Consider the following 21,081-nt stretch of genomic DNA (forward strand, 5'->3'; position numbering starts at 1 on the left):
TAATAGCTTGTTAGCAAACTTAGCGAAACATAGTAACTAGATGAGGGTAGCTGAGCAGTTGGTATTGAGACGATTATTACCGATAGCAAGACTGACCCAGCCCTAGAGATAGATGCGCTGTGGTTGTGCTTACCTAATCTGTTTAGCCAAGAGCGGCATTAGGCGCCACAAATACCACCGACTTTTTCATTAGCTCTCTAGCATTTTGCTTGCGTCAAAGCCTAAGCGAAGGTTGCCCCATAAAAGACCATCTACAAAAATGGGCGAGTCTATTTCGGTCATAATTTCGCCAGTATCGCGCACGTAAGTATGCAGTAAAAAACGCTCTGAGTTGGCAGCAGCGCGCATTCCAGAAGGATCATTAAAAATACGCTTGTCACGACTGCTCAACAGATCCACAGATGGATCTCCCGTTGGCTTTTTAGAAAACCAACTATTGTTAACCGGGCAATAGCCTTGTTGATCAACCACAAATGCGACCTTACCGCCGGGAGTGGCTTTGACTAATTGATCACAATCATTCTGCACTGCTGCTATGAGTTTATCGGTGTAAGCAGTGCCATATTGCTGAGGATTTGTACCGGCAATCAAGCTGTAAGATTTATCAAATATTTTTGTGCCTTGCGCCTGCAGGTTATTCAGTGAAGACTGTATTTTATCTCGACAAAGCCCTGCACGAGTAATCGACGCATCTAACTCACCATGCCCCAGGACAAAACGGCCGATTGTACCCTGCACCTTTTCTGCGACTGCGCTTAAATCACGGGTCGCTTTTGAGGAAGCCTGCATATTGTTATCCGTCAGTTGACTCGCCTCGTGTATCTGAGTCATAAGTGAGTTAATGTCGCTATTACTAGTAGCGACATGTTCCATATGCTGAGCAATGCCTGAAAGACTGTTCGTTGTCGTTTCAAAATCACTTACGAGTTGCGCAAAGTTATCCGACGCTTTTATGACAACATCTCTTGTAGTTTCTGTACTTTCACTAATAACGAGGGTTTGTGCGTGGGTATCACCCACTAGTTTCAACATAGCCACAATATTTTCAGAGATATCATCTGTAGCTAGATGGACTTTTTGGGCTAGTTTGCGCACTTCGTCGGCAACGACTGCGAACCCACGACCGCTTTCCCCTGCCCTTGCCGCTTCAATAGCGGCGTTCAAAGCCAACAAATTAGTCTGCGCAGAGATGTCTTGAATAATCCCGACGATCGACTTAATGCTGGTTGAACGTTCATTAAGACCTGCCACCAAACCCTTGAATTCGCCCAAACGGTCTGAAATTGTGCTTATCTTGTGACTAACGTCCTCCAGTTCCGTGTAAGAACTTCGAGCCATGCCGAGATTGTCGCTTATCGTGCCTGAAATCGCTTGGGTCTGGTCTGCAACTTCAGCAATACGCACAACAGAAGCACTACTTTGGTCCATGACCTCTTCAGCAACGCGCGTCTGCTCAAGAGTGATAACACGAGAACCGTCAATACTTTTCAGTGCCTTCGCTGAATCCATTGCAATCCCCATGGTAAGCGACTGTACGTTAGCGATAATAGACCTCTGCCCAGACAAGAAAAGATTATACGTACGAGCTAATTTACCAATTTCATCATGGGTAAGCACAGGCATATTCTTGGAAAGATCACCTTCTCCCTCAGCAACTTCTGACAGCAAATCGACCATTTGATTTAGCGGACGTACTATCAAAAAGCGAAGGTACCACACCATAAAAGAAATAAAGCCTAACATTAACAAGGTGATAAAAATTTGAGTATTGCGTAAATTAGATAGGGCTTGCTCGACTTTCGCCATCACCTCCGGAGACAGGCTAGTGTCGCTAAGGGCGTCCTGAATGATATCGGTCTGCCATGTAGTTAAAAAAATAAGTGCGACGCCGAATAACACAAAAACATATAAGCTCGCCAGCTTTCGGCTCAAACTATTGAAGAACGATAATTCAACCCGCTCATGTAACGTTGCAAACAGCCCCATAAAGAATTCCCCGTAAATAAATATCTGAATCGATTCGCTGTCAAACTAAATGGGCAGCTGTAAATTAAGCAATAAATCTGAACACAATTTAAATGATATCGGCCAAACCCTGTAAATTGTTACTAAAGATCATTATTTGTTAAAAACACTAACAAATGATAGTAAATCACCTATTTAGCTCTTTGTGAAACGTCAAACTGACCAAGTAGACACAAACTACTGGTTTGAGTCGAAACCAATATAAAATGCGATTTATCGTCATTTTGGAAAGCGATAGCAGGCATAAACACTTATTTTATTGATTGTTAATCGTTCAAATTTTTAGCATAGTTTTTCAACTAAACAAATAGGCACTATTTTTCATATTTGTATCTACTTGTTCCAGTGATATAGTTTTTATGTAAACTATTTGTAAACGAATAATAAAGACGTGACAGATATGAATTTAACTTCATACTTTGTTAGGCCAATAAACAAATAATAGCAATGCATGTATTTAACACGCGCTTTTATGAGAATGTGCAAAATCTTTATTCTCTCTTTTATCCACAAAAAGTTCACACAAGCGGATACGTTAGAACGAGCGAACATCGTTGTTTGAAACATATTTAATGTAGATATCTTTTACATCAAATATGAATAACGTTAGCCAAATGTGAGCGCTCTAAAAAGACGAATTGAGCGTTTAACAATTTTTATATAGTTATTACTACGAGGTAAGAGCACATGTCTACATCAAGCAGCGGATTTTTTTCTTTCTTAATGAAAGATAAAATTATTGCTAAACCGGGGTTTAATCGTTGGCTAGTCCCACCAGCATCTATTGCTATCCACCTTTGTATAGGTTCTGTTTATGCATGGAGTATATTTAACCCTGCACTAATTAAAGAATTGGGTGTTGTTACAGGCTCTGCAGGTGATTGGACGCTGAGCAGTGTAGTTTGGATATTCTCCGTAGCCATCGTGTTTCTTGGTTTAGCGGCGGCGATAGCGGGTAAATGGTTAGAAAAAGTCGGACCGCGCTGTGTAGGCGTAACCGCAGCATTTTTGTGGGGTGGTGGATTTATAATTGGCAGTATTGGTATAGCCACCCATCAATTATGGTTGATATACCTAGGCTATGGCGCACTCGGTGGTTGTGGCTTAGGGCTTGGCTATGTTTCACCTGTTTCGACTCTCTTACGCTGGTTCCCTGATAAACGCGGCATGGCTACAGGCATGGCAATTATGGGTTTTGGTGGCGGTGCTATGATAGGTGCTCCATTAATTGCTTTTTTATTAAAGTTATTTGCAGTTGCTCCAACCTATTTGGGTGCAGAAGGTTCAGTTAAGTTAATTACTGAAGCAGGCAAACGTTTTGCAGAAACGTCGACTGGTCTCGTCGAAGTTGTAGTCGCAACCGCCGGTGAAGCCTCAGCAATGGCCTTCCCAGGCGACGCAGGTATTTATGTTGTCGGAAGTGGAAACACGGGCGCGGCTGGTACATTCTTAACGCTTGGTATTGCTTACTTCGTCGTCATGATTATCGCTTCATTTTCTTACCGTGTACCTGCTGAAGGTTGGAAGCCAGAGGGTTGGAACCCGCCAGCTAAAGATGAATCGGCTAAAAGCATGATTAGCGACCACGACGTGCACATCGACCAAGCGATAAAAACACCTCAGTTTTGGAAATTGTGGATAGTATTATGCTTCAACGTGACCGCTGGTATCGGCGTAATCGGTGTAGCTAAAACTATGATGGTAGATATTTTTGGCTCAACCTTACCCACTGTTGCAACGGCAGCTTTTGCTGGCACCTATGTACTAATGATTTCAGTCTTTAACATGTGCGGTCGATTCTTTTGGGCGTCTATCTCTGACTTTATTGGCAGAAAAAACACCTATCACTGCTTCTTTGTACTTGGCACAGCCCTCTACTTATCAATACCTTACGCTGCGTCACAGGTAAGCGCAGATCCATCCGTTATGTGGTTGGTGATGTTCTATGGTGCAACGATGATCATTTTCACAATGTACGGCGGTGGTTTTGCAACCATACCTGCATACTTAGCCGATATATTTGGCACTCTACATGTTGGTGGTATCCACGGTCGTTTGTTAACAGCGTGGGCAACTGCGGGTGTATTAGGTCCGTTCGCGATAACGTACCTGAGGAATATGTCACTGAATGATGCCATTAATGATTTAGTTTCTAAGATTGATCCGGTTGCGTTCCAAGAAAAATTTGGCTCCGCCGTCAGTCAGCTAAATGAATTGGTAGCAGCTAAAACAGTCACCGTAAGCAAGTTAATGGAGTTAGTACCTCCTGGTACTGTCGACCCAACGCCGAGTTTGTACAATACGACCATGTATGCCATGGCCGCCTTGTTGGTAATTGCCTTCTTCGCTAACCTAACGGTTCGCCCAGTAGACGCAAAACACCACGTTCACAATACTCATCCTGAAACGGCTGAAGGGAAAAGCTCAATTTAAGTCACCTTCAATTAACTGAAAAAGCCGCTTTAAAATGACTAAAGCGGCTTTTTTTATTTGTGAAAATCGTATCAACCCTTTCTTTTATCGCAACCATACATGAGCGTCACGCTAGTTACTTTTCAAGATATTGACTTGCACTGAAATGTACTGAACTAAATTAGCGCAGTTTTGAAAGCCTTCAGATTAAATTTCACCAAGGTAGGATGTCTTCTAAATCGATAACTTCGCCGCAATGAAAAGGCTTATAACCAGCTAATCCCAGCACTGCATTCTGAAATTTTTCGGTTTTTAATTCGGCAATTAATTGCTGAACAGCAAATTTTTTAAGGGATTTTTGGTGGCAAACCAACACATAGTTCTCTGTGGTTAGAGGTAAAAAATCCAAACCAAAGTGTCGAGCTGCCGTTTCCACTCCTATTCCAGCATCGGCCATACCAGACGCAACGTATGCGGCAATAGCCGAATGTGTAAACTCGACGTCCTCGAAGCCAGCAATTTCCGTTGTGTTTACTTTAGCTCTTTTAAACAATTCATCTATGAGTAAACGAGTACCCGAAGTCTCCTGACGGTTAATAAACTTTATGCCTTTACCTAACAGATCTTGAACTCCTGTTATGCCCTTTGGATTATTACGTTGTAGCATTAGACCTTGGGTACGCGTTACAAATCGTATGACCTTATAGGTATTTGCCTTAAAATACTTATTATGTATTTCAATTAAATGCGGGTTAACAATCTCAGTTGGCAAATGGAAAGCAGCAATGTCGCACTCTCTGTTTGATAGGGCTTTAAGCGCCTCTTCTGTCGTTCTATACTGCAAACTTAATTTAAATTTATTTGTATATTCAGGCAGCAGTGCAACCGCATAACCGTGACTCGCCGCGATTTTTAGCAGCGGTTCTTTAAAAGTTAAGTTCCTGTGTATTTCCAGATTCAATTCAGAGGCAAGACTAATTAATTGCGGTTCAAAGCGGGCATTAACGAGTTGCTCTGCCCATAACAGCTTTTCCCCTAAAGGCGTCAATATTGCACCTTTCCCTTTTTGCAATTCAACTAACTCAGATCCAAAAAAGTCAGTCCACTTTTTTAATATATTCCACACATGGCGATACGACATGCCCATCTTATCTGCTGCTTTCGTTAACTTACCAGATTCATGGATCGTATTTAGCAGAACAAATATACGCGGGTCGACCGTTTCACCGTGGTCATCGTAAAACTGCCATGCGGCTTTTATAAAAATTCTCTTAGCTATTACAACTTTATCATGCACGCTTTAATACTCTGTTTATGGGTCATTTGGCTATGGTTTAAGCATTTTACCGGACAAAAGACATAAGAAATATATTTCATATTCTTATAATTCAGCATCGGTGTTACAATTTTATAACATGTTAGATAGTGTATGACATTTTTGCTAAATACAAGATTTATATATGCAATTTATTTCATATTTAAAAGATGAGTTAGTCGCCTAGGAGACACCATGCAAATAGATTTTTCTTCCGATTTATCAAATGTGGTTAATATTATTGACACATTAAAGCACAAAGAAGGTGCTTTGCTACCTATCTTGCATAAAATTCAAAAAGAAATTGGTTATATACCCCTGAAAACGATAGATATAATCGCAAAAAAACTACATCAAACACCGGCAGAAATTCACGGTGTCATTAGTTTTTATCATCAATTTAGAACTTCCGTTCCTGGACAACATAAAATTCAAATCTGTCGTTCGGAAGCTTGCCAAGCTCGCGGTAGCCGAAGCCTCGAAACACATGCAAAAGAACGATTGGAAATTGACTATCATGGCACCACAGAAGACAAAAACTTTAGTCTCGATATGGTGTACTGCTTAGGTAACTGCGCAACTGGCCCTAATGTCAGGATCAACGATGAATTATTTGGCCGTGTGAGTAATGATAAGTTCGACACACTTCTTTCCAAATATAAAACAACAAGCAAGGGGATATAAACATGACTTTTAAAATGTTTGTGCCAAGAGAAAGTACCGCCTTGTCATTGGGTGCGCACGACGTAGCAAACGCAATCAGCGCTTATGCAACTGAGCACACTATTGACCTCACATTAGTTAGAAATGGTTCTCGCGGTTTGTTTTGGTTGGAGCCTTTAGTTGAAGTGGAAACTTCGCAGGGAAGATTTGCCTACGGACCCGTGGAAGAATCAGACGTCGCAGCCGTCATGCAAGACATTGTGGACAACCTACTCAACGGTCAGGCACAAAAACACACATTAGCATTAGGCTTAACCGATGAGTTGAGCTACCTTAAAAAACAGACACGCTTGACCTTCGCGCGCGCCGGCATCACCGACCCCTTATCTCTTGAAGATTATATCGCAATGGATGGCTTCAGCGGCCTGCATAAAGCGTTGGCCTACTCTAGTCAAGAAATCGTCACCACAGTGGTAGATTCTGGCTTAAGAGGCCGCGGAGGCGCAGCCTTTCCTACAGGCATCAAATGGCAAACAGTGCATGATGCACCGTCAGAAAAAAAATATATTGTTTGCAATGCCGATGAAGGCGATTCAGGAACCTTCGCTGATAAATTGGTGATGGAATGCGACCCCTTTATGCTAATTGAAGGCATGATAATAGCCGCTCTTGCTGTGGGTGCTGACCAGGGCTATATTTACTTGCGCTCTGAATATCCGGTTGCCGATGAGATTTTACAAGAAGCTATTGTTATCGCCACACAAGCGGGTTATTTAGGTAACGATGTTTGCGGCAGTGGTAAAACATTTAATCTAGAGGTTAGGTTAGGTGCAGAAGCCTACATTTGTGGAGAAGAAACTTCACTATTAGAATCTTTAGAAGGTAAACGCGGTGTTGTTCGCTTCAAGCCACCGTTGCCCGCCATTGAAGGTTTATTTGGTAAACCCACTATCGTCAACAACGTTTTATCCCTGTCAGCTATCCCTTATATACTTAGCAAGGGTGGGCAAGCCTATCAACAATATGGCGCTAATCGCTCACGCGGAACCTTGCCTTTTCAATTGGCTGGAAACGTTAAGCAAGGCGGATTAATTGAATTGCCTTTTGGTGCTAGCTTGCAAGACCTATTGGATAACTTTTCTGGAGGCACTCAAAGCGGTCGCCCCATAAGAGCTATTCAGGTAGGAGGCCCCTTAGGCGCCTATCTACCACCATCGAAGTTTACACTTTCCTTGGACTACGAAGAGTTCTCGAAAGCTTCTGCAGTTCTTGGGCATGGTGGTATCGTTATTTTTGATGACACTGTTAACATGCTCGAACAAGCTCGCTTTTCAATGGAGTTTTGCGTGGACGAATCTTGCGGTAAATGTACCCCTTGTCGAATTGGTTCAACGCGTGGCGTTGAGGTGCTAGACCGTATTAGAGATGATGATGACCGCGCCGCTAACATGGTATTGCTCACTGATTTGTGCGACACCATGATAAATGGCTCATTATGCGCAATGGGCAGCATGACGCCAATTCCAGTTACGAGCGCTTATAGGGACTTCCCTGAAGATTTCCAATTACCTGCAAGCCAAACAGTTTCACAGGAGACTAATCATGGTTAATTATTTCAATCCAGCAACTGACATCGTGGCACCTCAACCAAAGTTTGATGTGAATAAGGATTATGGTACGCCGCCTAGCGAATCGACCGAAACGGTGAATATTCAAGTGGACGGTGTAACTATCACAGTAGCCGAGGGAACCTCTGTTCTGCGCGCTGCCGCTTTAGCTGATATTAATATTCCAAAATTGTGTGCCAGCGACAACTTGACCGCATTCGGCTCTTGCCGCTTATGTGCGGTGCAAATTGAGGGAATGCGAGGTTATCCAGCCTCATGCACCACGCCGGTAAAAGAAGGTATGGTGGTCACCACGCAGAATGATGATATTGGAAAATTACGTCGTAACATCATGGAGCTCTACATTTCCGACCACCCACTCGACTGCTTAACTTGTTCCAGCAACGGTGATTGTGAATTACAAGATATGGCCGGTGCCGTTGGTTTGCGTGAAGTGCGCTATGGTTTTGATGGCGATAACCATCTTGATGCTAAAATCGATGACTCTAACCCTTACTTCACATTTGAACCGAGTAAATGTATTACCTGCTCTCGATGCGTTCGCGCATGTGAAGAAGTTCAGGGCACCTTTGCTTTAACGATTGAAGGCCGAGGATTCAAATCAAAGGTAAGTGCAGGGACCAGCGAAGAAAACTTTATATCATCAGATTGTGTTTCTTGTGGCGCCTGTGTTCAAGCTTGCCCAACAGCTACGCTGATGGAGAAATCAGTCATTGACAAAGGCCAACCTGAACACAGTGTTATCACTACTTGCGCATATTGCGGTGTAGGTTGTTCCTTTAAAGCCGAAATGAAAGGCGAAGAAGTGATACGTATGGTGCCTTACAAAGGCGGTAAAGCAAACCAAGGTCACTCCTGCGTAAAAGGCCGCTTTGCCTTTGGTTACGCTACCCATAAAGATCGTATAACTGAACCGATGATCCGCGACAGCATTGATCAACCATGGCGAGAAGTTAGCTGGGAAGAAGCGATTGCTTTCTCAGCCGACAAAATTAAAGGAATTCAGGCTAAATACGGACGTGACAGTGTTGGTGGTATTACGTCTTCACGTTGTACTAATGAAGAAACTTATCTGGTACAAAAGCTGATACGTGCCGCATTTGGCAATAATAATACCGACACCTGCGCTCGCGTCTGTCATTCCCCTACGGGCTATGGATTGAAAGCGACAATTGGTGAATCAGCCGGAACACAAACGTTCGAATCAGTTATGAAGTCCGACGTCATTATGGTCATCGGTGCAAACCCAACTGACGCACATCCTGTTTTTGCGTCGCTCTTGCGTAAACGTTTGCGCCAAGGTGCGGAATTAATCGTAGTCGACCCAAGAAGCATCGATTTACTCAATACAGCGCATATTAGCGCAAACCACCATCTTGCATTGCGTCCAGGTACCAACGTTGCAATGATAAATGCCATAGCACACGTTGTTATCAGTGAAGGCCTTGAAGATAAGCAGTTTATTGAGAACCGCACTGATGAATATAATGCATGGCGTGAATTTATCCTTGATGATATTAATTCACCCGAAGCGATGGCTGAAATAACAACGGTAGACGCGGAAGAAATTCGCAAAGCAGCTCGTATTTTCGCTAAAGCCAAAAACGGTGCGATTTATTACGGTCTGGGCGTTACTGAACATAGCCAAGGCTCAACAATGGTAATGGGTATCGCTAACCTAGCGTTAGCTACCGGCAACATTGGCCGCGAAGGCGTAGGTATAAACCCACTGCGCGGACAGAACAATGTTCAGGGATCGTGCGACATGGGATCTTTCCCACAAGAACTTCCAGGGTATCAACATGTTAGTGATAATGCCCTACGTGCTAAATTTGAAAAAAGCTGGGGAGTTACCTTAGATAATGAACCCGGGTTCCGTATTCCCAATATGTTTGATGCCGCGATTGAAGGCACATTCAAAGCAATGTATGTGCAAGGTGAGGATATATTACAATCCGATCCAAACACACAGCACGTTCAGGCTGCATTGAGTTCGCTCGAGTGTTTGATTGTACAAGACATATTCCTTAATGAAACAGCCATGTATGCACATGTGTTTTTACCGGGCTCTTCATTCTTGGAAAAAGACGGCACCTTTACCAACGCCGAAAGACGCATAAACCGAGTACGAAAGGTAATGAAGCCTCTTGCAAAGTATGCTGACTGGGAAGTCACTCAAATGCTTTCAAATGCCTTGGGCTACCCGATGAACTATCAACATCCTTCTGAAATAATGGATGAAATAGCTTCTTTGGTGCCTACTTTCAGCAGAGTGAACTATAAAAAACTGGATGAACAAGGCAGTATCCAGTGGCCTTGTAACGATGAGTTCCCTGACGGCTCGCCAATTATGCACGTAGAACATTTCCCTATCGGCAATGGCAGATTCGCAATTACGCCTTATTTGGGCAGTGAAGACCGCGCCAATAGACGCTTCCCGTTGTTATTAACCACTGGTCGAATACTCAGCCAATATAACGTAGGTGCACAAACAAGGCGTACTGCAAACCAAAGTTGGCATCAGGAAGATTTACTCGAAATCCACCCTAATGACGCTGACGAGAGAGGCATTAAAGATGGAGATTGGTTGGGCATTACGAGTCGAGCGGGTGACACCGTGCTGCGAGCCAAAGTCAGTGACCGAATGAAAAATGGCGTGGTATTTACAACCTTCCACCATCCGATCAGTGGTGCTAATGTAATCACGACTGACAGTTCTGATTGGGCGACCAATTGTCCTGAATATAAGGTAACGGCGGTTCAAGTTGAGAAGGTATCTTCACCTTCTGCATGGCAGACTCGTTATAAGGATTTCACTAAGAAACAGAAAGGTCCTTTTAATCAATCCACTGAAGCAGAATCCAAAACCATAGGAAGCTAAGCTTGATATTGGAAGAGGAAACAAATCTGCAAGCGAGCTATCAGACATTGCCGGTCAAGTTTTGGCTAGCCGGCAATGCTGAAGAGCAAGAAATGCAGGACAATATTGCAGAAGAGATTGCCGTTGCTTTAGTGTACAACGGTATTTCACATGCAGTAATGATGGCGTCGCCTGCCAACCTGCAGGAATTTGCCTTAGGTTTCAGCTTGTCTGAAGGTATCATTACCAGCGCTTCTGAAATGTATGATATTGAACTAGACTCAAGTGACAAAGGAATAGAAATCCGAATTGAGATTAGTTCTCAACGGATGATGTTACTAAAATCACACCGGCGCAATCTAACAGGTCGCACCGGCTGTGGTTTATGTGGTAGCGAATCACTTGAAAAAGCAATTCGCCCAATAAAACAGGTTACTGCAAAAGCAATTCAAAGCTCTAGCGTTATTCAGCATGCTTTATCTCAGTTGCGTGACCACCAAAAACTGCAGGCATTAACTGGCGCGGTGCATGGTGCAGCATGGTGTAATGATTCAGGTAACATTACCTTACTGCGTGAAGACGTCGGAAGGCACAATGCCTTGGACAAACTGATAGGCGCTCTAGCGACAAAAAATATAGATAAAAATAGTGGCTTTGTATTGATCTCTAGTAGAGCAAGCTATGAAATGGTGCAAAAAGCAAGCAGTATGAACATAGCCACATTAGTTGCTGTTTCAGCTCCCACCGTATTAGCAATAAAACTAGCAAACACAGCTAATTTAAACTTGATTGGTTTTGCGCGCTCTGGTCGACATGTTATTTACAACAAGGCCAATCAACATATAGGAAAACCCATTGATGAGTAAGTCTCAAATTCAAAACTTAGTGAGTATGCTCCACCAAATCGTTGATAATAACAGCTATAAAAAAACGGATGAAGAAACGGCAACCATTGTCGTTAACCATCTCAATAAGTTCTGGGCGCCATCAATGCGAGAGAAGATCGTAGAGTATGCGGCGACAGATGAGGCCGAATTGTCTGAAGCAGCAAAATTAGCCATCGCTAAATTATAGACATCAAACGCCTGCTTTTCAGCAGGTGTTTAGTTCAATCGCTTTCGATGTTTCCAAAAACTAGAATGAAGAAGGATAAAAGTTAATCCGATTGAAACAGTCTAACCACCTAACATAGCCAAATGTTGGGTCGCGCCAGTAAATCCTTTGTCCAAATAGTGAGTGGCTTCTTTTTGTCCTAACATATTCTGAATTTCAGTCATCAAGTAAGCGGGATTGTCATGCTCTAAGCTTTTTGCAATTGTATCTCTCAGCTCAATCCCCTTTTCAGCAAATAAACACAAATGTAATTTGCCTAATGCAGAAATTCGTAAGCGATTGCAATCAGCACAAAAATCTTTGCTGTAAGGCATTATTAAACCTATACGCCCTAAATAATCATCATGCCGATAAACCTTCGCTGGCCCCGCCCATTGAGCCTTGTGTTTGCGCGTCCAACCTAAATCGATTAGTTTATTTTCAATACTCTCACCACTCACATGCTGAGCATTAAAGAACGCTTCGTTATCACCGGTTTGCATAAGCTCAATGAAACGCAGTGTGATGTTGTTCGATTTCACGAAGTCAAAAAACAGGGACAGCTGAGGGTCAGTAAACTCTTTTAATAGTACGGCGTTAACCTTAACCTGCAGCCCCAACTCAACAGCAAGCTCGAGTCCTTTAAGAATACTTTGCAAACGACCATCGCCGGTAATTTGTTCAAACTGACGGGGATCCAGACTATCGATACTAACGTTTAGTGACGTTAATCCAGCATCGACCCACTTTCTTAAATCCTTCTCCAGCTTGTAACCATTTGTGGTAATGGCTACCTGCTCAATACCTTCTACATTCGCTGTTTGTTCAATGATCTTTGTTAAGTCATTGCGTAACGAGGGCTCACCGCCAGTGATGCGAACCTTTTTGGTTCCCATTTTAGCGAAAGCCTGCACCACCATATTAAGTTCAGGTGCGGACATGAAGTTGCGTGGTGTGTCACATTGATAACCATCGGGCAAACAATACTGGCAACTAAAGTTGCAAACATCAGTAATTGACAAGCGAAGATACTCAAATCGTCTTCCAAACTTATCCATTAATGGCGGCGCTTGTTCTCCCACATTTTTTACTGGGATGACTTGAGACACGGCGTTCGCATTGTAGATATTCATAAAGTCTGCGTTTCCAATTTAGGTTTCAAGATAAGTGATTTTTACTAGCGAAAAAACTGCATATAAACATCAGTTAATTGATGCCTAAATATATCATGTTATGCGTGATATTCCTCATTAAGTGACAAAAAAACTGACATCGAAACGCACCGAAAAAACAATTGGCTGGAGACATATGAAATAAGGAAAATACAATCCCGTTTTGATAACTTAACGCCCTAAAAATGAATATTCATTGATTACGTTTTCTTTATCGTCTATTCTTTTTTTATTCTATAACTACACAAGTGATTTATAGAAAAGTGATGTTGATAGATGATGGTAGTTTAGTCAGTTCAGTATTAAACGCATTTCAAGACCACATTTGTATTATGGATATACAAGGCAACATTTTGTTTGTGAATAACGCTTGGGTTGATTTTGAGAGAAACAATTCGAGCAACGATTTAACTGATTGGCTCAGCGTTAACTACCTTGATGTTTGTGATAAATCTATTGGAGACGGTTCACAATTTGCTGAAAAAGCGGGTCATGGCATTAGAGCGGTTATAAACAAAAAAGCACCTTTTTTTAAAATAGAATATCCCTGCCATAGCCCCAACATGCAGAGGTGGTTTGTATTATTTTGCACTGCGTTTGAATTTGAAAATAGCAGACTTATTTTAGTAAAACACTCTAATGTAACGCAAAAAATCAAAGCCCAAATTAACTCTCACACTGATGCACTCACCTTAGTCGGAAATAGAAGAGCATTAGATGAGTTTTTAGACCATGAGTGGCGAAGATGCTCTCGATTGAGACAACCCATTAGTGCGCTGATGATTGATATAGACGACTTTAAACAATTTAATGATATCAACGGCCACTTAAAAGGCGATGACTGCCTTAAGAAGATATCTCAAGCATTAAAGAATTTAGTGCATCGACCTAGTGATATATTTTGCCGGTATGGCGGCGAGGAATTTATATATATCCTAGGAAACACCAATCTCCATATAGCATTAGAATTATCTGACAAAATTCACAGCTCAATCGAAGATTTACATATTATTCAAAACCAAGAGCTGCCAGATAAATATGTGACAGTTAGCATAGGCGTATGCAGCATTTGCCCGACTAGCAGCGAAGAAAAAGAAATACTGTTGAAAAAAGCAGACCATTGTCTGTACCAAGCGAAGTCTGGTGGAAAGAATACTACACGCTCGTCTGATTGATTAAAGGGGTATTGTCGAATGTGAAAAACGCTGCCAAGTGAGTAAGGTAATTCTAGTCTTTTCATAAAAAATAGGCTTAAAAAATGACAGCAAATGATTATAAAGCCGTAGCAAAAACCTTTTGGAAGCAGGGCTATGTTGTAATTGACGACTTTTTTGATGAAAATCTAATGTCTACTAGCCAGTCAATCATTATGTCTCACTTTGGCGAGTCCCCAGCATATGCTCATGATGAACAATTTATTCAATTATCGAAAGCTGAAGTTGTGCCTTGGTTTCCCCAGCGAGAAGGTGAGCATCACTTTGATATCATCGAACAAGACCCACGTCTAATTGCGCTAAGCGAAGCAATTTTAGGCGCCAGTTGGTATAGTCAATATTGCATGGTGATGTTTTCAAAGCAAGGTAGCGTAGGACAAGCTTGGCATCAGGACTGTCCGCCTGAAGACGCCACGCAATACAATTTAAACCGACTGGTTTATACCAAGGATATTAATGATGGCGACGGTGGAGAAGTCTATATCCGTCCGCATTCTCATCTTAATGGTGCACTCAGCAAGGGGCCTTTATTTGAAGATTTTGAAGACCAAGTGGTTGTGTTACCAAAAAAAGGGAGCCTGATTTTGTTACATGGTCATTGTTGGCATCGTATAGGTGAGCAAAAAAGAAACTCTCGCATATCTACAAATTATAGAGCAGCTCCACAAAGTGCCGCTGCTGATATTACTGATATTTGCGTGTATCGAAATATGCGTTATCAGTTTTCAAAAGCTAAAGTTGTTGGTTAGCGCTTTGGTTTAATTGGTTATTGGCAGTAATCCGGCAGTAATCCGACGCCAACCTGATATCAATAATAGAGTTCTGCAGGAAGAGTAAACGTGGATATACAAATGTACGACTTTAGCGAGCATATTTGCTCGACTGCGTGGATTGATAGTCTACCCAATGGACTAGTTAGTAAAACTGTTGACCTTCGATACACCCATGTAATCATTGAGAAGTTAGAGGATGGTTATATGATTTACGTTGGCCCGAAAAATGTTACTACAGCTGGCGATGCCATCAATATTGAACTTGATGAGAACTGCCAACTGTTAGACTACGTTATCGAAAGAATTGAGCCTACCCCAGTGCAAAACAGCAAATAGTTAATTAAAAGTATTAGTAACATTCTTGATGAGCTTGATAGTGAAAAAACAATCTTTAATGCCGAATTCCTTAGTCACGTTTATTTTGATGCAACACCGCCATAAACATCGATTGTAAAGCCACGCTGCTCAGCATAACTATTTGGCGTTAATTGAATGTGTTGTTTTAGATAACGAATAAGGTGGGGTTGGTCACTAAAGCCAAACTGGTAGGCAATATCAGCCCAATCTATATCGACCTGTTTACGCTGATAAAGGTATTCTAAAATTGACTCTAGTTTATTGATTGATTGACATTGTTTAAGTGTTAAACCTGTGACTTTTCTAAAACTGCGTTCTAGGGTGCGTTGCGAGCAGCTTAACTCTTTACCTAATTGCTTAATTGGCTTGTTGGTTAGCAAAGGAATAATTTGTCTGGTGATTTCACTGTGTTTATCTTCGTAACATTTAGAGATTAATGGCAAAAATAAGGCGTCTAATTTTTCAATACATAGCTCACGATTACTCTTAGCGATATTAAATAGCACCTTTTCACTAACTACTTTTTTATCAAGCAATACATCAATATTTTGTTCAGCAACGGTGTCTAGTAATGCTTGGCTAAAATTTAGTTTATTCAACGAATATAAAGCACCTACTTTGAACTTAATGCCTAAGCAAGAAAACGACTGTGAATGATCTAATTCGAAAGTATGAGTGTGAGGATAAATCCAGTGAGAGCCTTTTCCTGTGAAGGATTTACCCTCAAAATGGTACTGATAAACTTGATTTGCCAATAACAAAATTAAATGGGCTGATGGATCAGGATTTAATTTGGGCTGTTCAAAACCATCAACATTCGATGATTTTTCAAGGTACCAATAAGTTTCAATATATTTTTTTAGCTCCAGTAATTTCGGAGGGTTCAGCCAACGTATCATCATTTACTCCGAAGAACGTCCTGTTATCTATCTGTGCACTTGGACTCAGACTGTCGTTTTTGTTCAATCAATATCGATGAAGACCCAATATAATGAGTCGCATAATTTGATTAGAGCAAGAAAAGATGAACATCACAATCCGCCAATACAATTCTGCAGACCTAAACGCTGTGCTAGACTCGTGGGAAGTTGCAACTCGATTCGCACATCCATTCATGACGGAAGTTTTTATCGCGCAAGAACGCAACAATACCGCCGAAATTTACTTGCCCAACACTGATACATGGGTAGCTGAAATAAACGGTAAGGTAAAAGGCTTTATTGCGTTAATGGGTAACGAAGTAGGCGCACTGTTTTTGCAACCATCTTTGCATGGAATGGGTATTGGTAGATTGTTAATGGATAAAGCGCGAGAGCTGCATGGTGACGTGGAGGTAGATGTTTTCAAAGAAAATACGGTAGGTCGCCATTTCTATTCTAAATACGGTTTTGAGTATTTTGAGGAAACCTTGCATGAGCCAACCGGACAAAACGTTATTCGCTTAAAATATAAAGCTAAGCCATCAAACACTGATACCTAACAAAATCAATAATGAGACATTTCATGCAAATCAAAATCACTATAGTTTTAGTTCTTTTATATTCAGTAAGCTTAAATTTGCTGGCTGATACCGTTATTATTAATAACGTTAATATTGTCTCTACTACCGAGGCGCGCATACTTCAGCATAGACATGTCTTATTGCAAGATGGTTTGATTAAAAAGATTTCGAAGACCCCTATTATTGCAAGCGCCGCCGCTAAGCTTATAGATGCAAAAGACAGATACTTGATACCAGGCTTAATCGATTCTCATGTTCATTTAGCCAAAGTTCCGGGGATGAATCGGCGTCAGCAGAAGATGCATCCGCAATTAGTCGAGTCGTACATAGATCAGCAGCCGAGAAGTTATTTGTACTTTGGCTACACAACTTTAATCGACCTCAACGTGTTTTCACCCTCGCTGATTAATCGCTTTAAACAAACGCCCTTGCATCCTGATGTGTTTACCTGTGGTCAGCATTTAGATATTGCTAACGGACATGGGATGTTTGAAGAGCCAGTTGAAACCCGGCTAGTCGATAATCCTAACTTTCTTTATGACCATCACCAAAAACAGATCATTCCTGATAATTTTGATTTAACTAAACATACACCCGCAGCAACAGTTGCAGCGCTAAAGGCTGATAATGCCATTTGCGTAAAAACGTACTACGAAAATGGATATGGTGGCAGTGAAGTAGCTGACTACGATATACCGTCATACCAAATAATAAGGGAGGTGGTGAGCGAAGCAAAAAAACGCAATTTACCCGTCGTCCTCCATGCGAATTCTTGGGAAAGTTATCGTTTTGCCTTGCTCGCTAACGTCGATATTTTAGGCCATGGTCTTTGGCATTGGGGGGAATACCGTCATGACACTGAGGTTCCCACTGCCATCCAAGCAACCTTGCAAGAAATAGCCAAACGCCAAATCGGCTATCAACCCACAATGCATGTAATCGCATCTCAAAGAGCACTATTTGATCCTAAATACTTGAACAATCCGTTGCTAGTTAACGCTTATCCTAGCGAGCTTTTATCCTGGTATAAAACCGAAGAAGGAGGATGGTTTAAAGAATACATTAAGAAATATTTACCTTCACACATGCAAAACTATGACCATGAAACGCTATACAAACTTTTTGATGGTTTTTTGACTCATACCGGCAAGGCATTGGAAGTTATGTCGCAACATGAGGGCAATCTGCTATTAGGCACTGATACGATTATTGGACAATCATATGCCAATGCGCCGGGCTACAGTGGTTTTGAAGAAATGCAGGCTTGGTACAAGTTTGGTGTTCCACTAGATAAAATTTTAAAAGCAGCAACCATTGGCAATGCCAAAGCGTTCAATTTAGATAAGCAATATGGCACCGTTGAAGAGGGTAAAAAGGCCAACCTATTATTGTTAAGAAGTAATCCTCTGGCGACGCTTTCAGCTTACAATGAAATTGATATTGTGTTTCTAGCTGGCACTGCCATTCAGCGAGAAACATTATCAGCTCAAGAACAGTGAGCATTTGTTTGTCACCAATACTGACTTAAACATAGTGGTAATTTCAGCGACTAATGCCGCGACACTGACGACAGTAATTGATATTAACGGATGCAAATAACGCGCTCTTAGTTTGCGTCCGCAAACTGGTCCCTTATTAATTTTGCTGTGCTATGCTTATGCTTCTTTAAAACACCAAACAAAAAGTACTACCAACATGACCGACGATCAGCTTCAAGCCCTCAAAATCGCATATACATTTATGCCTCAATCAATAGAAGTAAACAAGTATGAGTATGGTGAGGACTACAAACGAGTACTTGAACAAATTGAATTTGTTCGCGCGGTGCTGTTTGAATTAGAAATAGACCCTGACGAGCTTGGTGGCGAGATCAATCCGGGGTCAACGCCGAATTCATGCTATTAAAGCTCAGTAATCATTCCTGCGCTGTCATATAAAGCAAATGGCAGTAAACGCTATTGGCCTATTTAAGGCTGAGTAAACAAGACAAAAACTGCCGTAATCTTGCCATTAGAAAATATACGAATTCAGAGCTTGAAAGGATGATACATTTTTGTGAAATATAAAACGATGTTGTCGGAGATGATGCTTTATTGTCGCTCTAAAATTCGCTAACTACTAAACCCCGTAGGTCCGTCACCCGCAAGTTTTTTAAACGGAAAGTGACCTCGACTAACGCTTAGTCACTTTCCAACATTATTTCTAAACCCAAAAAAACTTTTTACAGGCTATTTTTATTCAACAGTAACCGACTTCGCCAAATTCCTCGGCTGATCAACATCAGTGCCCTTTATCACCGCCACATAATATGACAACAACTGCAGTGGCAAAGTGTAGACAATCGGAGCAATTGGCGCTTCACAATGCGGTACGTTTATAACGCGCATGGTTTCGTCACTAGCAAATTGAGCTTCTTTATCAGCGAATACATACATGATGCCTCCACGAGCTCTTACCTCTTCAACGTTCGACTTTAGTTTTTCAAGTAATTCGTTGTTTGGTGCAACGACAATAACCGGCATTTCTTCATCAATAAGTGCTAAAGGACCATGCTTCAATTCGCCTGAAGCGTAAGCTTCGGCGTGAATATACGAAATCTCTTTAAGTTTCAACGCGCCTTCCATTGCGATTGGATATTGGTCGCCTCGGCCTAAGAATAAACTGTGCTGTTTGTCAGCAAACTCTTCTGCCAACTGCTCTATGCCGTTGGTTAACGTGAGCGTTTCTTCAAGCTTGGTTGGTAAACTGTGTAAGCCGTCAATAATGGCTTTTTTGTCTGCGGCTAGCATGCCATTGTATTTACCTATCGCTAGGGTCAACATTAAGAAAGCCGTTAATTGTGTAGTAAAAGCTTTAGTGGATGCCACACCGATTTCAGCGCCGGCTAAGGTCATAAATGCCATGTCCGACTCACGCACAAGCGAAGAACCCGGCACGTTACAAATCGTTAAACTTGATTTGTAGCCGTTTTGTTTGGCTAAACGTAACGCTGCTAAAGTATCTGCAGTTTCACCTGATTGTGAAATGGTCACGATCAAACTGTTTGGGTGTACTACTGATTTGCGATATCTGAACTCAGACGCAATCTCGACATTGCACGACACATTAGCATATTGCTCTAACCAATAACGCGCTGTCATGCCTGAATGATAACTGGTGCCACACGCAATAATTTGCACGTGTTTAATGTCTTTTAGAATATCTTCCGAGCCGGCACCAAATATGCCTTCTACCAAGTCAGTTTCACCTAAACGGCCTTGCAATGTATTACGTACTACGGTTGGTTGCTCATGAATTTCTTTAAGCATGTAGTGGCGATAACCGCCTTTGTCACCCGCATCATGCTCTAATTCTGAATCAAAAACTTCACGCTCTACTTTGTCGCCGTTGTGATCGTATATAGTCACAGAAGTACGTGTAATTTCAGCTACATCGCCTTCTTCTAAAAAGATAAAGCGACGCGTGACTGGTAACAATGCCATTTGGTCTGAAGCGATGAAGTTCTCTCCGATGCCTAGACCAATGACAAGTGGGCTACCTGAGCGAGCAACGACAACGCGGTTTGCGTCTTCTTTGTCCATAATTACCGTACCGTAAGCGCCATGAAACTGTTTCACAGAATCTTGTACAGCTAGCAACAAATCTTTGCCTTTTTTCACTTCTTCGTGAACAGTGTGTGCGATGGTTTCGGTGTCTGTGTCAGAGCCGAAAGTGTAACCCTTGGCTTGAAGATCGCGTCTCAGCGCTTCATAGTTTTCAATAATACCGTTGTGTACAACTGCAATACGCTCATTAGAAAAATGTGGATGCGCGTTCTTTTCATTCACGCCGCCATGTGTTGCCCAACGTGTGTGAGCAATCCCCGTAGCGCCTTTTATTGGCTTAGCAATAATGGCATCGCTCAATGCTTTTACCTTGCCAACTTGTCGCTCACGCTTCAAATTACCTTCACCATCAAGCAAAGCAACGCCCGCTGAATCATAGCCACGGTACTCAAGACGGCGTAAACCCTCTAATAAAATTTCTACAACATTACGTTCAGCGATTGCGCCTACAATTCCACACATAT

At 41.9% G+C, this 21,081-nt stretch carries 17 protein-coding genes; 12 read left to right on the plus strand and 5 right to left on the minus strand.

Features of this window, described 5'->3' with window-relative positions:
* Window positions 1–189: 189 nt before the first annotated feature.
* A complete protein-coding gene (locus tag GNIT_RS15715; RefSeq protein WP_014110281.1) occupies window positions 190–1,986 on the minus strand; it encodes a methyl-accepting chemotaxis protein in 1,797 nt (598 codons plus the stop codon).
* A gap of 726 nt (window positions 1,987–2,712) precedes the next feature.
* On the opposite strand from GNIT_RS15715, the gene GNIT_RS15720 reads away from it, so the two are divergent.
* On the plus strand, window positions 2,713–4,458 hold the full coding sequence (locus GNIT_RS15720; RefSeq protein WP_014110284.1) for an OFA family MFS transporter: 1,746 nt from the start codon (window positions 2,713–2,715) through the stop codon (window positions 4,456–4,458).
* A gap of 193 nt (window positions 4,459–4,651) precedes the next feature.
* Here GNIT_RS15720 and GNIT_RS15725 read toward each other — a convergent pair whose 3' ends face one another.
* The gene (locus GNIT_RS15725) at window positions 4,652–5,734 is read right to left on the minus strand and encodes a substrate-binding domain-containing protein (RefSeq protein ID WP_014110285.1); all 1,083 of its coding nucleotides are present in this window, start codon (window positions 5,732–5,734) and stop codon (window positions 4,652–4,654) included.
* Between the two features lie 213 nt (window positions 5,735–5,947).
* Between GNIT_RS15725 and GNIT_RS15730 the strand changes: the two genes are divergently transcribed.
* Genes GNIT_RS15730 through GNIT_RS15750 form a run of 5 tightly spaced genes read left to right on the plus strand, consistent with a single transcriptional unit; the run spans window position 5,948 to window position 11,977 of the window.
* Complete coding sequence (locus GNIT_RS15730) at window positions 5,948–6,436, plus strand: formate dehydrogenase subunit gamma (protein ID WP_014110286.1); 489 nt, start codon at window positions 5,948–5,950, stop codon at window positions 6,434–6,436.
* A 2-nt stretch (window positions 6,437–6,438) separates the two neighbouring features.
* Window positions 6,439–8,025 (plus strand): formate dehydrogenase beta subunit, encoded by a 1,587-nt coding sequence (locus tag GNIT_RS15735; protein WP_014110287.1) that lies wholly within the window; start codon window positions 6,439–6,441, stop codon window positions 8,023–8,025.
* On the plus strand, window positions 8,018–10,924 hold the full coding sequence (gene fdhF / locus GNIT_RS15740) for a formate dehydrogenase subunit alpha (protein ID WP_014110288.1): 2,907 nt from the start codon (window positions 8,018–8,020) through the stop codon (window positions 10,922–10,924). The genes GNIT_RS15735 and fdhF overlap by 8 nt, the downstream gene beginning before the upstream one ends.
* A gap of 2 nt (window positions 10,925–10,926) precedes the next feature.
* Window positions 10,927–11,769, plus strand: coding sequence for a formate dehydrogenase accessory sulfurtransferase FdhD (gene fdhD / locus GNIT_RS15745; RefSeq protein WP_014110289.1), 843 nt, complete (start codon window positions 10,927–10,929; stop codon window positions 11,767–11,769).
* Complete coding sequence (locus GNIT_RS15750) at window positions 11,762–11,977, plus strand: formate dehydrogenase subunit delta (RefSeq protein ID WP_014110290.1); 216 nt, start codon at window positions 11,762–11,764, stop codon at window positions 11,975–11,977. The genes fdhD and GNIT_RS15750 overlap by 8 nt, the downstream gene beginning before the upstream one ends.
* 101 nt (window positions 11,978–12,078) lie before the next feature.
* Here GNIT_RS15750 and moaA read toward each other — a convergent pair whose 3' ends face one another.
* On the minus strand, window positions 12,079–13,053 hold the full coding sequence (moaA, locus tag GNIT_RS15755; protein ID WP_041246950.1) for a GTP 3',8-cyclase MoaA: 975 nt from the start codon (window positions 13,051–13,053) through the stop codon (window positions 12,079–12,081).
* A gap of 380 nt (window positions 13,054–13,433) precedes the next feature.
* On the opposite strand from moaA, the gene GNIT_RS15760 reads away from it, so the two are divergent.
* The 3 genes from GNIT_RS15760 to GNIT_RS15770 all read left to right on the plus strand — a co-directional run bounded on the left by GNIT_RS15760 (window position 13,434) and on the right by GNIT_RS15770 (window position 15,490).
* On the plus strand, window positions 13,434–14,342 hold the full coding sequence (locus tag GNIT_RS15760) for a GGDEF domain-containing protein (protein ID WP_014110292.1): 909 nt from the start codon (window positions 13,434–13,436) through the stop codon (window positions 14,340–14,342).
* An 83-nt stretch (window positions 14,343–14,425) separates the two neighbouring features.
* Window positions 14,426–15,130 (plus strand): phytanoyl-CoA dioxygenase family protein, encoded by a 705-nt coding sequence (locus GNIT_RS15765; RefSeq protein WP_014110293.1) that lies wholly within the window; start codon window positions 14,426–14,428, stop codon window positions 15,128–15,130.
* 90 nt (window positions 15,131–15,220) lie between these two features.
* A complete protein-coding gene (locus GNIT_RS15770; protein ID WP_041246472.1) occupies window positions 15,221–15,490 on the plus strand; it encodes a hypothetical protein in 270 nt (89 codons plus the stop codon).
* 80 nt (window positions 15,491–15,570) lie between these two features.
* On the opposite strand, the gene GNIT_RS15775 is transcribed toward GNIT_RS15770, so the two are convergent.
* Window positions 15,571–16,413 (minus strand): AraC family transcriptional regulator, encoded by an 843-nt coding sequence (locus GNIT_RS15775; RefSeq protein WP_337999072.1) that lies wholly within the window; start codon window positions 16,411–16,413, stop codon window positions 15,571–15,573.
* Between the two features lie 122 nt (window positions 16,414–16,535).
* Here GNIT_RS15775 and GNIT_RS15780 point away from each other — a divergent pair, with 122 nt between their 5' ends.
* From GNIT_RS15780 to GNIT_RS15790, 3 genes are all read left to right on the plus strand, one after another.
* On the plus strand, window positions 16,536–16,991 hold the full coding sequence (locus tag GNIT_RS15780) for a GNAT family N-acetyltransferase (RefSeq protein ID WP_014110296.1): 456 nt from the start codon (window positions 16,536–16,538) through the stop codon (window positions 16,989–16,991).
* A gap of 23 nt (window positions 16,992–17,014) precedes the next feature.
* Window positions 17,015–18,511, plus strand: a complete 1,497-nt coding sequence (locus GNIT_RS15785) for an amidohydrolase family protein (RefSeq protein WP_014110297.1) — start codon at window positions 17,015–17,017, stop codon at window positions 18,509–18,511.
* A 196-nt stretch (window positions 18,512–18,707) separates the two neighbouring features.
* Window positions 18,708–18,917, plus strand: coding sequence for a hypothetical protein (locus GNIT_RS15790; protein WP_014110298.1), 210 nt, complete (start codon window positions 18,708–18,710; stop codon window positions 18,915–18,917).
* A gap of 329 nt (window positions 18,918–19,246) precedes the next feature.
* Here GNIT_RS15790 and glmS read toward each other — a convergent pair whose 3' ends face one another.
* Complete coding sequence (gene glmS / locus GNIT_RS15795) at window positions 19,247–21,079, minus strand: glutamine--fructose-6-phosphate transaminase (isomerizing) (RefSeq protein ID WP_014110299.1); 1,833 nt, start codon at window positions 21,077–21,079, stop codon at window positions 19,247–19,249.
* Between the last annotated feature and the right edge of the window lie 2 nt (window positions 21,080–21,081).

Origin of the sequence: Glaciecola nitratireducens FR1064 (assembly GCF_000226565.1) — a bacterium.
Classification (GTDB): domain Bacteria; phylum Pseudomonadota; class Gammaproteobacteria; order Enterobacterales; family Alteromonadaceae; genus Glaciecola; species Glaciecola nitratireducens.